This window comes from Pectobacterium peruviense (assembly GCF_003312355.2).
GTDB lineage: Bacteria > Pseudomonadota > Gammaproteobacteria > Enterobacterales > Enterobacteriaceae > Pectobacterium > Pectobacterium peruviense.
Window position 1 is genome coordinate 1580761 of record NZ_CP161826.1, and the last position, 12947, is coordinate 1593707.

Consider the following 12947-nt stretch of genomic DNA (forward strand, 5'->3'; position numbering starts at 1 on the left):
TTGACCAGACGGTAAGGCAGAAATAGAACACATGCGAAGGAGTTGTGATGGCAGGCAACAGTATTGGGCAATTTTTCCGCGTCACTACATTTGGTGAATCCCACGGTATTGCTCTGGGATGTATTGTTGATGGCGTACCGCCGGGTATTCCACTGACGGAAGCGGATTTGCAACACGATTTGGATCGCCGCCGTCCGGGGACTTCCCGCTATACGACGCAGCGCCGTGAGCCCGATCAGGTCAAGATTCTGTCCGGCGTTTTTGAGGGCGTGACAACAGGGACCAGTATTGGTCTGTTGATTGAAAACACCGATCAGCGTTCTCAGGATTACGGTGCGATTAAAGACGTCTTTCGCCCCGGCCACGCCGATTACACTTATGAGCAAAAATACGGCCAGCGTGACTACCGTGGCGGCGGCCGCTCTTCGGCGCGCGAAACCGCAATGCGAGTTGCTGCCGGTGCTATTGCGAAGAAATACCTGCAACAGCAACACGGTGTGAAGGTTCGTGGCTATCTGTCACAGATTGGCGATGTCACCTGCGAGCTGAAAGATTGGGAACAGGTTGAGCAAAACCCGTTCTTTTGCCCCGATATCGACAAGCTGGACGCATTGGATGAACTGATGCGAGCGCTGAAAAAAGAGGGCGACTCCATTGGCGCGAAGGTTAGCGTCGTGGCGGAATCGGTGCCTGTCGGGTTAGGCGAACCGGTCTTTGACCGTTTGGATGCCGACTTGGCACACGCGCTGATGAGCATCAACGCGGTGAAAGGCGTTGAAATCGGCGATGGGTTTGCGGTTGTCACCAAACGTGGCAGCGAAAACCGTGACGAAATTACCCCGGAAGGCTTCCAGAGCAATCATGCTGGTGGCATTTTGGGGGGAATCAGCAGCGGCCAGAACATTGTCGCGCATCTGGCGTTGAAACCGACCTCCAGCATTATGGTGCCGGGGAAAACGATCAATCGTCAGGGTGAAGCAACGGAAATGGTCACGCGCGGGCGTCACGATCCGTGTGTGGGTATTCGTGCGGTGCCGATTGCCGAAGCGATGATGGCGATTGTGTTAATGGATCACCTGCTGCGCCAACGCGCACAGTGTGGGGATGTGAACAGTCAGGTTCCTCGCTGGTAAAAATAATGAAACAAGGGTTAATCGGGGTTCTCGCGCTGGCACTAAGCGCACCTCTGTTGTCGAACGCCGCATGGGCGAAAACGCCCTGGCAGGAGATCGCGCATCCGGTCGCAGGTACGGCGCAGTCAATTGGTAGTTTTTCCAATGGCTGTATCATCGGTGCTCAACCGCTGCCGTTGCAGTCTCTGGATTATCAGGTGATGCGCGTCGATCAGCGCCGTTATTTCGGTCACCCCGATCTTCTGGCGTTTATTCACCGCCTGAGCAACGAGGTGAAGCGCACGACGTCAGGCAATGTGCTGGTGGGGGATATGGGAATGCCTGTCGGCGGACGTTTCAGCAGCGGCCACGCCAGTCACCAATCCGGGCTGGATGTGGACATCTGGCTGCAATTACCCCGACAGCGCTGGAGTGAGCAACAGTTGCTGAAACCACAGCCTATCGATTTGGTTAATGCCAGCGGGCTTAACGTCAACTCGCGCGTTTGGCGACCGGAAGTCACTACCCTGATCAAGACCGCCGCACTGGACAGCGAAGTGACGCGCATCTTCGTCAATCCGGCGATTAAAAAACAGCTGTGTGCCGAAGCGGGTCACGATCGTGACTGGCTGCGAAAAGTTCGTCCTTGGTTTGCGCATCGTGCGCATATGCACGTGCGTTTGCGCTGTCCGGCAGACAGCCTAGAGTGTCAGGAACAGAGCGAACCGCCTATCGGTGATGGATGCGGTGCTGAGTTAACCAGTTGGTTCCAGCCGAAGCAACCGAGTAGCGAAGCGCCAGAGAAAACCACGCCGCCGCCGTTGCCACCTTCTTGTCAGGCATTGCTCGACAGACATTTTGCCGCGAGATAACGAATAACGATGGATGGGTTAGTGCTTGGGCCAGAAATGCTGGCCGTGCTGTTTTTTGTCGGGGCGTTGGCAGGGTTTATTGATTCGATTGCCGGTGGCGGTGGGTTATTGACGATCCCAGCGTTGCTGGCGGCGGGTTTATCCCCGGCACAGGTGCTGGCAACGAATAAACTTCAGGCTGTCGGTGGGTCCTTTTCCGCTAGCCTGTATTTCATTCGTCGCCGCGCGGTGAATCTGGGCGAGCAGAAACTGGCTATTGCGCTGACGTTTGTCGGTTCTACTTTTGGTGCCTGGCTGATTCAGCAAATCCACGCCGATTTTCTACGCCAGCTGTTGCCGTTTCTCATCATTGGCATCGGCCTCTACTTTTTACTCACGCCCAAAATCGGCGATGAAGATCGGCAGCGTCGCCTGTCGCCGCTGCCCTTTGCAATTGTGGCAGGCGGCTGTGTTGGCTTTTATGATGGCTTCTTCGGCCCCGGTGCCGGGTCGTTTTACGCTCTGGCTTTTGTCACCCTGTATGGTTTCAATCTGGCAAAAGCGACGGCGAACGCCAAAATCCTGAACTTTACCTCTAACTTCGGTGGGCTGTTGTTCTTTATGCTCAGCGGAAAAGTGGTTTGGGTGGTCGGGGGGGTGATGCTGATCGGGCAGATCCTCGGTGCGCGGCTTGGCGCCAAAATGGTGATGACGAAAGGGCAAAAGCTGATTCGTCCTATGCTGGTGCTGGTTTCAGCCATCATGAGCAGCAAGCTGATTTATGACAGCCATGGGCATGCGATTGCTGCCTGGCTGGGACAATTTTTATGATAACAACAGATAACATGACAACGACTCATCATTATCAACAACTGGTTGATATTTTTAATGATTGCTTTGGCGATGAATACAATACCCGGCTGGTAAAAGGCGACGATGAGCCTATTTATCTGCCTGCAGATGATGAGCTTCCGTATCATCGAATTGTGTTTGCCCACGGTTTTTATGCCAGCGCGCTGCACGAAATTTCTCACTGGTGCATTGCTGGCCCACAGCGGCGTTTGCAGGTTGACTTCGGCTACTGGTATTGCCCTGATGGCCGCGATGCCACGACGCAAAGCCAGTTTGAAGTGGTGGAAATCAAACCTCAGGCCTTCGACTGGTTATTCTGCGTTGCGGCAGGTTTTCCGTTTAACGTCAGCTGTGACAACCTGAACGGCGACTGCGAGCCAGACCGTATTGATTTCCAACGACGTGTGCATGCGCAAGTGATGCAGTATTTGGAAGAGGGGATTCCTGCACGTCCGGCAAGCTTTATTCGTGCGTTACAATCGTTTTACAATACGCCACCGCTGACGGCGGCGAGTTTCCCGTACCCAGCCGATCTGTGATGAACGGGAACTGCAAAAAATTTGAGGATAAGAAATGATCGCAGAATTTGAAACGCGCATTCTGGCGCTGATTGATGACATGGTTGAGCATGCCAGCGCCGACGAACTTTTTGCTGGCGGCTATTTGCGCGGTCATCTGACAGTGTCGGTCGCAGAAGCGGAAGAGAACGGGGAACACACGCTTGAAGCTCTGCATGTGCGCGTTAGCGACAGCATTAATAACGCCATCAAAAACGGTGAGCTGTCACCGCCAGATCAGGTGCTGGTTAACGGGATGTGGGAACGGCTGTTCCAGCAGGCGCAAAACAGTACGCACTGATTTTCATGTGTGCTCATCGTCAGTCTGTCAGTGCTGGCTTAGTCAAGCCAGCACATCCTCTTCCTCATTAATCCTGATTTACAGGCTTGCCTTTCAGCAGTTTCCTTATCCAGAAGCGATTCGGGTTTAGCGCAGCTAGCGTATCGCGATCCAGCGGCAGCGGTTCTCCATACATTTGTGACGCCAAAATTTCTGCCGCGAGTGGGGCAGAGCAGAGCCCGCGTGATCCTAACGCACCGATAATAAACAGATCCTGCCAATAAGGTGCGCTCGGCACAGTGTTGGTGCGGTGCTGTGGATGCAGGCGATCGTCATACTCTGCCAGCGTTTGCTCATAGTCTGGCACGGCGCCAAGCAGCGGTAGATGGTCACGTAGCGCGCAGCGAACGCCTTGACGAGCCTGTGCATCGCTGACATCGACGGTTTTGGCCCAGTCTGCGTTAGGCAAACAATTCAGCAACCGTTGGCGGTTCTCCTGCTGTTCTTCTTCCCGATAATCACAATCCGCTTCACCCCGTAGATAGCTCGCCCCGATGCAGTGCGTTTGATGTTGCGGACTCACTGGCGTCAGGTAACCGTCGTAGCACAACACCTGCTTCAATTGCCCCAGTACAGGGTTAGTCGGAACGTGGCTGACTTGTCCGCGCACGGCGTAGCCGGGTAAATGGCGGGTTTGTGGCCAGTCGGTAATGTGGTGACCATTCGCCAGTACTACAACGGCATGGCTGGCCTGTTGACCCGAGCTTAAGGTGAGCGTCCAGCCGCTATCCGTTTTTTCCAGCGCGGAAACGGTAGTACTCATCTGTACCGACAGGCCGTTTTGCTGTGCCAGCTTGAGTGCATCGGCTGTCAGTTCTGCAGGACACAACCAGCCGCCGTCGGGGTAGGTAATACCGTTTACGCCGAGATTCAGGCCGCTCTGTTTTTCCAACTGTTGGGCATCCACGCTAACGACCAGTTCTTCCGGCCATTCCCCTTGCAGAATTTGCTCGATCTTACGCGCGCTTTTTTCATCCCAAGCGAGCTGACTGACGCCACACCACTGGTGTTCAAATTCCAGATCTTGCTGCGCCAGCGCCGTGTAGCTGCGGTGGGCAAAGTCAAAGGCGAGCGAGAAAAAGCGGGACACCGCATCGTGTCGGTTATTCAGCAGAGGATACAGCGCCCCTTGGCGATTACCGGATGCACCAGTGGCAGGCTGTGCCTCTGCGCAGTAGAGCGTGACGTTTGCGCCGCGCCGTTGCAGAGCCAGTGCAGTAAGCACGCTGGCGATGCCGCCGCCAATAATCGCAATATCGTCAGTCGTGCTGGCCGCGGGACGTGAATACCACGGGGTCGGCGAGGTGATAGGAAGTGCATCGGGAAGGAGACCGCTCAGCATCTCCCGCTTCTGTCCGAAGCCTTTGACTTTACTGACGTGAAAGCCCGCCTGTTGTAGACCGCGTCGCACAAAGCCTGCGGCGGTAAAGGTGGCGAATGTCCCTTCTTTACGACACAGGCGTACCATCGCCTGAAACAAGTTATCCGTCCACATATCTGGGTTTTTAGAGGGTGCAAAGCCGTCCAGAAACCAGGCGTCAACCTGATGATTCTGGGTATCATCCAGTTCAGGCAGTAAGACGTTGACGTCACCGAACCATAAATCGAGCGTGATGCTGCCTTGCGCCAGAATCAGACGGTGACAGCCTGGCAGCGCCAACGGCCACTGCTGACGCAACTCATCCGCAAATTCTGCCAGCTCCGGCCACTGCGCGTGTGCGGCAGCCAGATCGTGCTGACGCAGAGGGAATTTCTCGAAGCTGATGAAATGCAGATGTCGCAGTGTTGCTTGTGGCTGCTGTTGACGAAAGTGAGTAAAGGCTTGCCACAGCGTGAGAAAATTCAGGCCGGTGCCAAAACCGGTTTCCGCTATCACGCACGCTGTGCGCGGGTGCGTGGCGAATCTTTCAGGAAACTGATTGCCCTGCAAAAACACATAACGGGTTTCGGCCAACCCATCCTGATTAGAAAAATAGACGTCATCAAACTGTTGCGATACAGGTGTACCCTGAGCGTTCCAACTTAACGATGCGTGTTGGATGGGAAGGTTAGCCACGGCAAAAGCTCATTATTCAAGTGATGGCGAGATTTTAACGAGCTGAATATCGTGGTGCAAATTTAGCAAGAATTTCGCGATAGTTCGGCTGATCGGACTTGTTCAGCTTACAACTGTACGCTAAAGTGCGAAGCGAAATCCCAAACTCTATAAGTGGAAGAAGAGGTATTAAATGAAACGTGCAGTGATTACTGGCCTGGGGATCGTATCAAGCATTGGTAATAACCAGCAGGAAGTTCTGGCATCATTGCGGGAAGGCCGCTCGGGTATTACTTTCTCTCAAGAGCTGAAAGATTCCGGCATGCGTAGTCACGTCTGGGGGAATGTCAAACTGGACACCACTGGCCTCATCGATCGCAAAGTTGTGCGTTTTATGAGTGATGCATCGATTTATGCCTACTTATCCATGGAGCAGGCGATTCAAGATTCTGGGCTGTCTGATAAGGTTTATCAGAATAACCCACGCGTTGGCCTGATTGCCGGTTCCGGTGGTTCTGCGCGTTATCAGGTGTTTGGTGCTGACGCGATGCGTAGCCCACGTGGTCTGAAAGCCGTTGGCCCTTATGTGGTGACCAAATCAATGGGTTCTGCGGTCTCTGCGTGTCTGGCAACGCCGTTCAAAATTCACGGCGTGAACTACTCCATCAGCTCTGCCTGTGCGACTTCTGCGCACTGCATCGGTAACGCGGTTGAGCAAATTCAGATGGGTAAACAGGATATCGTGTTCGCCGGTGGCGCTGAAGAGCTGTGCTGGGAACTGGCCTGTGAGTTTGACGCTATGGGCGCACTGTCTACCAAATACAATGAGACGCCAGAAAAAGCCTCGCGTACCTATGATGCGGGCCGCGATGGTTTCGTGATCGCAGGCGGCGGCGGTATGGTCGTAGTAGAAGAATTGGAACACGCGCTGGCACGTGGTGCGCATATCTATGCAGAAGTGGTCGGTTACGGTGCGACCTCTGACGGTGCGGATATGGTTGCTCCATCAGGTGAAGGTGCCGTTCGCTGCATGAAGATGGCAATGAACGGTGTTGATACGCCGATCGATTACCTGAACTCTCACGGTACTTCCACGCCAGTTGGCGATGTGAAGGAACTGGGTGCGATTCGTGAAGTGTTTGGTGATAACTCGCCTGCTATCTCTGCGACGAAAGCGATGACCGGTCACTCTCTCGGTGCTGCAGGCGTTCAAGAAGCCATTTACTCCCTGCTGATGCTGGAACACAGCTTCGTTGCACCGAGCATCAACATAGAAAATTTAGACGAGCAGGCTGCTGGCCTGAATATCGTGACTGAACCAACGGAACGTAAACTGACCACGGTGATGTCTAACAGTTTCGGATTCGGTGGTACGAACGCGACGCTGGTGATGAGAAAACTCGATAAATAATCGGTTTCTTACACGGATAAATAAAACCCCGCAGGCGCAAGCCGCGGGGTTTTTGTTTTTTGGATGGTGGCAGTGATGATGAACTTCAATCGTGGTTCGAATGGGAAGAGTGCTTAAATCAGCACCCAGAGTAGAAACGCAGCCACGCAGGTACTGACAATCACCAGAAACATCGGCTTATGGAACAGGGATTGCCAACTGAGTGGCAGCGAGGCAATCAACGGGTTAAACAGCGGATGCAGCAATTGTGAGGTTGCCGTCCAGTCAGTTTCCTGTGAGCGTTGAATACGTTGCGTAAATAGGAACGTCAGCAGATCGCTGACCTGCATCGGCGTTAGTGGCGTTTGTAAGCCGATGTTAAATCGATTCTGCGTGTAATCCATCAATAATTGCTGTTCCTGCGCGGTCATCGGCTGCTGTAACAGAGCCTGCAACGGAGCGAGGTTCGGGGAAAGCAGCGCGTTCTGTGTCGGCAGCGGCTGTGATGATAGATTCGTTGTTGATGCTTGATTTGCGTTTGCCGTGCTAGCGGTATTGGCTGTCAGTAGCTCCGACGACGCGCCAGCCGTTCCTGCATGGGGCTGCGTTCCCTGTGGCGTCAAAGTGGTGCGGAGCAGCGTCTGCGTCTGCTGTAGCTCAACTTGCGCTTGCAGGAACTGCGTGATCATCGGCAGATGCTTTAACGGGATCGCATCGCCTGCGTTAAGATTCTGCATCATCATCAGATTGCTCAACACTCTCGCAGGTTGTTCCCCAGTCATGGTTGCTAAGCGGGTGACTAACTGATTCAAGCCGCGTTGTTCAGCGGGCGAGAGCGGACGTTCGGGCGAATTGGCGGCTTGAGCCGCTTGCGACGCTGGTGCCGTTGACTGCGGGATTTGCCCATTTTGCAGCAGCGTAACCACCTGTTGTAGCTGCGTCTTATTCAGGGCACTTAGCGTGGTGCTACCGAACTGTTGCTGGATGAAATCACTGACGGCCTGACGATTATTCCCCTGAGACAGCATCTCTGTCAGGCGCTGGAGCAACGGCTGACGGCCGCTGTTATCTTGCGCCTGTGTTAAACGCGTTTGGAGTATTTGCTCGGCTGGTTGGTAGTGGCGAGACTGTAGTTCATTATTTTCTGCCAGCCCTAATCCCTGTTTTACTGTCGTCCAGACTTCCGCTGCTTTTGACGTTGTTAGCGCGGCAACTTTAAGCACTAGATTTTCCAGCGTGGTGCGCTGCGCCAGCGTTAATGGTCGATCGCCGCTGGTGGAACCTGCGGCGTTAGAAGAGGATGCAGAAGTTGACGATGTGGTTGTAGGCGTAACCGAGCGTTCGCCGGGCAGCGGGGCACCTGGGCCACTTACAGGTTGCATATCGGTTATCCTCACTGCCGTCATGATTGAGATGAATCATAGCAATCTCCCGTGACGGCCGATAGCCATGCGTTGCCTAAAACAACACGAATCTTAAGCGGTACGCCCGAGTGGGATACGCAAACGTTGGGCGAGGATAACGCCGAGTAGTGTGATGCCCCCGCCAACCAGGTGATAATGGTGCAAAGGCTCGTGCAAAAGGCCAATCGCAATCATCGCCGTAAAGATCGGTGTCAGGTTCATAAAGATGGCGGCCTTGCTGGCTCCCAGACGCATAACCCCTTGAATCCACAAAAAAGGTGCAATGATTGAGGCCATGATGCCAGCGAAAACCACCAGCGGCAGATTTTCACCGTTGAGCTGTACATTATCGGTCAGCAAGAAATTGGGAATCAGCGCTATCACGCCAAAGGCAATTTGTACGTAGAGCGATACCCAGTTGGGCAGCGGGATGCTCCAGCGTTTGGTCAGCACGCCATATATTGCATAGGACAACGCGGCACAAAACATCATGAATTCACCGGGGCCGATGCCCTGTGCCAGAATCTGTTCAGGGTGCCCGCCGCTGATCAGCCAGACAATCCCTGCCAGCGACAGCAGGCTACCGAGCAACACGCCCAGCGTGGGCGCTACGCGCAGCAGAGGAATGCTGAGCAAGACGGTGAGTAACGGCACGAGCGACCCCATGATCCCCATCATCACGGCGCTGATCGTGTGCGCGGCGTAGTAGGCCAGACTTTGATACAACACCATACCGAGCAGACCCAACACCAACAGTTTCCCTGCGTTCTGGCGAATAGCCGCCGCATGGTGGCGAAGGCCTGGCAGCATGAACGGCGTCATGACGAGAAACGCCAGTAGCCAGCGGTAAAACGAAATGGCAGCCGGATCGATGACGGTAGCGGAGAGCTTGTTGACAATAACGTTAACTGACCAAATCAGGACGGCGATGATGGGAAATAGGGCGTTCAACGTGAGTTTCTCATAGCGAACCAGACGGAAAATGCACCGGTTGCCAGTCTGGTAGATAAAAATGGGGCAAGTGCGGCAATGGCAAACAACATAACAGAGCCATGTGATGACTATCAACCTTGTAGGCCGTCAATCCGGCATGCCCTTCAACGCAGTCTAGGTAGAGTTATGCTGCGGTAAATTGCCACCTATCGTAGGACCGATAGCGATACGGTATCGATATCAACTGATGGAGGAAAGATATCGTAGCGTAATTGCCTTGGGTTTCTGCATCATTCGGTGGCAAAATATCTCCCCGCTTTTTTGGCTGGCTACAGGTCCCGGAGAAAACAATGAAGATTCTGGTTGATGAAAATATGCCGTATGCTCGCGAACTTTTCAGCCGTTTGGGTGAGGTTCAGGCCGTACCGGGACGCCCTTTGCCGCGTGATTTGCTGGCTGGCGCAGATGCGCTGATGGTGCGTTCGGTCACGAAGGTGAATGCGGATCTGTTGTCAGGCTCGGCGGTAAAGTTTGTCGGCAGCGCGACGGCTGGCACCGACCATGTCGATGATATCTGGCTGAATGCCAACGGCATCGCATTTTCTGCAGCCCCCGGCTGCAATGCTATTGCGGTGGTGGAGTATGTGTTTTCTTCTTTGCTGATGCTGGCCGAACGTGATGGCTTCCAACTGCGTGATAAAACTGTCGGCATTGTCGGCGTGGGGAATGTTGGCAGACGCCTTGATGCGCGACTGAAAGCTTGGGGCGTAAAAACGCTGTTGTGCGATCCGCCGCGTGCCGATCGCGGCGATGCGGGCGATTTCCTGTCGCTGGAAACGCTGGTGCGTGATGCTGACATTTTGACACTGCATACGCCGCTGTATCTCGACGGGCCGTACCGAACGCATCATTTGGTTGATGCCACCGTACTGAACGCGTTTGCGGACGGACGTATTCTGATTAACGCCTGCCGTGGCCCAGTGGTGGATAATGCTGCCTTGCTTGAAGCGCTGCAACAGGGCAAAAAACTCAGTGTGATTCTTGATGTGTGGGAACCTGAACCCGCGTTATCGACCGATCTGCTGGCGCGGGTGGACATCGGCACGGCACATATCGCCGGTTATACGTTGGAAGGAAAAGCACGCGGCACCACACAGGTTTTTGAAGCCTGGAGCGAGTTTATCGGAACACCGCAGCAGATTGCGCTTTCGTCGCTGTTACCTGAACCGGACTATGCCGAAGTGACATTAACCGCACCGGTGGATGAGGCGCTGCTAAAACGCCTCGTGCATCTGGTGTATGATGTGCGCCGAGACGATGCGTTGTTGCGTCATGTCGCACATCAGGAAGGCGAGTTTGATCGCCTACGTAAACATTATCAGGAACGACGCGAATGGTCGTCACTCCATGTCATCTGCGCCGACGCTGAGAGCGCAGATTGTCTGAACGCGCTGGGATTCACGGCGTCAGTGCGGGGCGCACGCTAACGGCGTTCTGCGCGAGAATTACTCTTTTTATTCATGAACTGATAGAGAGTGTCGCTATCGTCTGTCGGTTTCATTCATGATTTGTATTTCATTCAAAATTTGGGAGAGAACCAAATGTCTGACGGCTGGAATATTGCTCTGCTGGGCGCAACGGGCGCAGTAGGCACGGCGTTACTGGAATTATTGCAGGAACGCGAATTCCCAGTGGGTGAACTGTATCCGCTGGCCAGTGAACGTAGCGCGGGTGAAACCATACGTTTTAACGGCAAATCCTGTCTGGTCACCGATGTGGCTGATTTTGACTGGTCACAGGCGCAACTGGCGTTTTTTGTTGCTGGGCAAGATGCCAGCGCCCGCTACGCAGAAGCTGCGGGGGATGCTGGCTGTCTGGTCATCGACAGCAGCGGCCTGTTTGCATTGGAGCCGGATGTGCCGTTGGTCGTGCCGGGCGTGAATACGCATACGCTGGCGGATTACCGTAACCGCAATATTGTTGCGGTGGCGGACAGCCTGACCAGCCAACTGCTGACGGCGCTTAAACCACTGACTGATGCGGCTGGGCTTTCGCGCCTGCACGTCGTCAATATGCTGTCAGTTTCCGCGCATGGCAAAGCCGCGATAGACGATTTGGCTGGGCAAAGTGCCCGTCTGCTAAATGGTATTCCGCCTGAAGAAGGGCTGTTCCCGAAACAGTTGGCGTTCAACCTGCTGCCTTTACTGCCCGATGATGCTGGCAGTGTGCGCGAAGAGCGCAGTCTGGTCGATCAGGTGCGTAAAGTCTTGCAGGATGAAGGATTACCCGTTTCAGTGACCTGCATTCAATCCCCTGTGTTTTATGGTCACGCCCAGATTGTTCATCTTGAATCGCTGCGTCCGCTGTCTGCGGAAGAAGCGCGTGATGAACTGCTCAATGCCGGAAATATTCAGGTGAGTGAGGAGCAGGATTATCCGACGCAGGTGGGTGATGCTTCCGGCAATGGGCAACTGAGCGTTGGCTGTTTGCGTAATGATTACGGTATTCCTGAGTTGCTGCAATTCTGGTCGGTCGCCGATAACGCTCGCTTTGGCGGCGCGCTGATGGCGATAGAAACGGCAGAATGTCTGGTGCAGGAGTATCTCGGGTAATGTCGGAAACCACTCAGGCGGCGGCTATTCAAGCCGCCGCCGTTGCGGAGAACGAACGCGTCCCGCTGAAAATTGCGCTAGGCATTGAGTACGACGGTAGCCAGTATTATGGCTGGCAGCGTCAGATTGATGTCGCTAGCGTGCAGGCCTGTCTTGAAAAGGCGCTGAGCAAAGTCGCGGATGAACCGATAGAAGTGTTTTGCGCCGGACGAACCGATGCTGGGGTTCATGGTACTGGGCAGGTTGTGCACTTCACCACGCAGGCGATCAGAAAAGATGCCGCCTGGACGATGGGCGTGAATGCGAATTTACCGCCAGATATCGCCGTGCGTTGGGTGAAAGCGGTGGATGAGGATTTCCATGCGCGCTTTAGCGCAACGGCGCGTCGCTACCGCTATGTTATCTACAATCACCGCTATCGCCCTGCGGTGCTTTCGCATGGTATGACGCACTTTTATCATCCGCTGGATGTTGAACGGATGGAGCGTGCTGGGCAATGCCTGTTGGGGGAGAATGATTTCACCTCTTTTCGGGCGGTACAGTGCCAATCACGCACGCCGTGGCGCTATGTAAATCATTTAAAGGTTACACGTCACGGTGACTATATCGTGGTAGATATTAAGGCCAATGCGTTCGTTCATCATATGGTGCGCAACATTGTTGGTAGCCTGATGGACGTCGGGTGTGGCAATCGTCCCGAGTCGTGGATTGCGGAACTGCTGGCGGCCAAAGATCGTACGTTGGCTGGCGCAACCGCTCGAGCCGAGGGGCTATATTTGGTGGCGGTAGATTACCCCGCGCGTTTTGCTTTGCCACAACCCTCGATGGGGCCGCTTTTTTTAGCCGATTGACGTTTTTTACT

At 54.3% G+C, this 12947-nt stretch carries 12 protein-coding genes; 9 read left to right on the forward strand and 3 right to left on the reverse strand.

Annotated elements, in window-relative coordinates; genetic code table 11:
* The first annotated feature begins 47 nt into the window (after positions 1-47).
* The 5 genes from aroC to DUT67_RS07200 are packed head-to-tail and all read left to right on the forward strand — an operon-like array spanning position 48 to position 3673.
* The gene (aroC, locus tag DUT67_RS07180; RefSeq protein WP_011094593.1) at positions 48-1133 is read left to right on the forward strand and encodes a chorismate synthase; all 1086 of its coding nucleotides are present in this window, start codon (positions 48-50) and stop codon (positions 1131-1133) included.
* A gap of 5 nt (positions 1134-1138) precedes the next feature.
* Complete coding sequence (mepA, locus tag DUT67_RS07185; protein WP_113626555.1) at positions 1139-1984, forward strand: penicillin-insensitive murein endopeptidase; 846 nt, start codon at positions 1139-1141, stop codon at positions 1982-1984.
* A gap of 9 nt (positions 1985-1993) precedes the next feature.
* Positions 1994-2794: a sulfite exporter TauE/SafE family protein gene (locus tag DUT67_RS07190; RefSeq protein WP_113626554.1), complete on the forward strand. Its 801-nt coding sequence runs from the start codon at positions 1994-1996 to the stop codon at positions 2792-2794.
* Between the two features lie 14 nt (positions 2795-2808).
* A complete protein-coding gene (locus DUT67_RS07195; protein WP_113626553.1) occupies positions 2809-3354 on the forward strand; it encodes an elongation factor P hydroxylase in 546 nt (181 codons plus the stop codon).
* A gap of 34 nt (positions 3355-3388) precedes the next feature.
* Positions 3389-3673, forward strand: a complete 285-nt coding sequence (locus DUT67_RS07200) for a YfcL family protein (protein WP_048261186.1) — start codon at positions 3389-3391, stop codon at positions 3671-3673.
* Between the two features lie 67 nt (positions 3674-3740).
* Here the strand turns inward: DUT67_RS07200 and mnmC are convergent, their stop codons facing one another.
* On the reverse strand, positions 3741-5768 hold the full coding sequence (gene mnmC, locus DUT67_RS07205; RefSeq protein WP_048261184.1) for a bifunctional tRNA (5-methylaminomethyl-2-thiouridine)(34)-methyltransferase MnmD/FAD-dependent 5-carboxymethylaminomethyl-2-thiouridine(34) oxidoreductase MnmC: 2028 nt from the start codon (positions 5766-5768) through the stop codon (positions 3741-3743).
* Between the two features lie 172 nt (positions 5769-5940).
* Between mnmC and fabB the strand changes: the two genes are divergently transcribed.
* Complete coding sequence (gene fabB, locus DUT67_RS07210; protein ID WP_113632244.1) at positions 5941-7158, forward strand: beta-ketoacyl-ACP synthase I; 1218 nt, start codon at positions 5941-5943, stop codon at positions 7156-7158.
* A 113-nt stretch (positions 7159-7271) separates the two neighbouring features.
* Here fabB and flk read toward each other — a convergent pair whose 3' ends face one another.
* Positions 7272-8519 (reverse strand): flagella biosynthesis regulator Flk, encoded by a 1248-nt coding sequence (gene flk / locus DUT67_RS07215; protein ID WP_113632243.1) that lies wholly within the window; start codon positions 8517-8519, stop codon positions 7272-7274.
* A gap of 93 nt (positions 8520-8612) precedes the next feature.
* Positions 8613-9491, reverse strand: coding sequence for a DMT family transporter (locus DUT67_RS07220; protein WP_113632242.1), 879 nt, complete (start codon positions 9489-9491; stop codon positions 8613-8615).
* 332 nt (positions 9492-9823) lie between these two features.
* Between DUT67_RS07220 and pdxB the strand changes: the two genes are divergently transcribed.
* The 3 genes from pdxB to truA all read left to right on the forward strand — a co-directional run bounded on the left by pdxB (position 9824) and on the right by truA (position 12936).
* A complete protein-coding gene (gene pdxB, locus DUT67_RS07225) occupies positions 9824-10960 on the forward strand; it encodes a 4-phosphoerythronate dehydrogenase PdxB (protein ID WP_113632241.1) in 1137 nt (378 codons plus the stop codon).
* A gap of 114 nt (positions 10961-11074) precedes the next feature.
* A complete protein-coding gene (locus DUT67_RS07230; RefSeq protein ID WP_113632240.1) occupies positions 11075-12085 on the forward strand; it encodes an aspartate-semialdehyde dehydrogenase in 1011 nt (336 codons plus the stop codon).
* Positions 12085-12936: a tRNA pseudouridine(38-40) synthase TruA gene (gene truA, locus DUT67_RS07235; RefSeq protein ID WP_113626547.1), complete on the forward strand. Its 852-nt coding sequence runs from the start codon at positions 12085-12087 to the stop codon at positions 12934-12936. Before DUT67_RS07230 ends, truA begins: the two co-directional genes overlap by 1 nt.
* Positions 12937-12947: the final 11 nt, after the last annotated feature.

What these genes read in the sequence shown, in the direction of transcription:
- fabB (WP_113632244.1), top strand. Translation starts at nt 5,941, where the DNA reads ATGAAACGTGCAGTGATTACTGGCCTGGGGATCGTATCAAGCATTGGT.
- pdxB (WP_113632241.1), top strand. Translation starts at nt 9,824, where the DNA reads ATGAAGATTCTGGTTGATGAAAATATGCCGTATGCTCGCGAACTTTTC.
- DUT67_RS07230 (WP_113632240.1), top strand. Translation starts at nt 11,075, where the DNA reads ATGTCTGACGGCTGGAATATTGCTCTGCTGGGCGCAACGGGCGCAGTA.
- mepA (WP_113626555.1), top strand. Translation starts at nt 1,139, where the DNA reads ATGAAACAAGGGTTAATCGGGGTTCTCGCGCTGGCACTAAGCGCACCT.
- DUT67_RS07195 (WP_113626553.1), top strand. Translation starts at nt 2,809, where the DNA reads ATGACAACGACTCATCATTATCAACAACTGGTTGATATTTTTAATGAT.
- truA (WP_113626547.1), top strand. Translation starts at nt 12,085, where the DNA reads ATGTCGGAAACCACTCAGGCGGCGGCTATTCAAGCCGCCGCCGTTGCG.
- flk (WP_113632243.1), bottom strand. Translation starts at nt 8,519, where the DNA reads ATGCAACCTGTAAGTGGCCCAGGTGCCCCGCTGCCCGGCGAACGCTCG.
- aroC (WP_011094593.1), top strand. Translation starts at nt 48, where the DNA reads ATGGCAGGCAACAGTATTGGGCAATTTTTCCGCGTCACTACATTTGGT.
- DUT67_RS07200 (WP_048261186.1), top strand. Translation starts at nt 3,389, where the DNA reads ATGATCGCAGAATTTGAAACGCGCATTCTGGCGCTGATTGATGACATG.
- DUT67_RS07190 (WP_113626554.1), top strand. Translation starts at nt 1,994, where the DNA reads ATGGATGGGTTAGTGCTTGGGCCAGAAATGCTGGCCGTGCTGTTTTTT.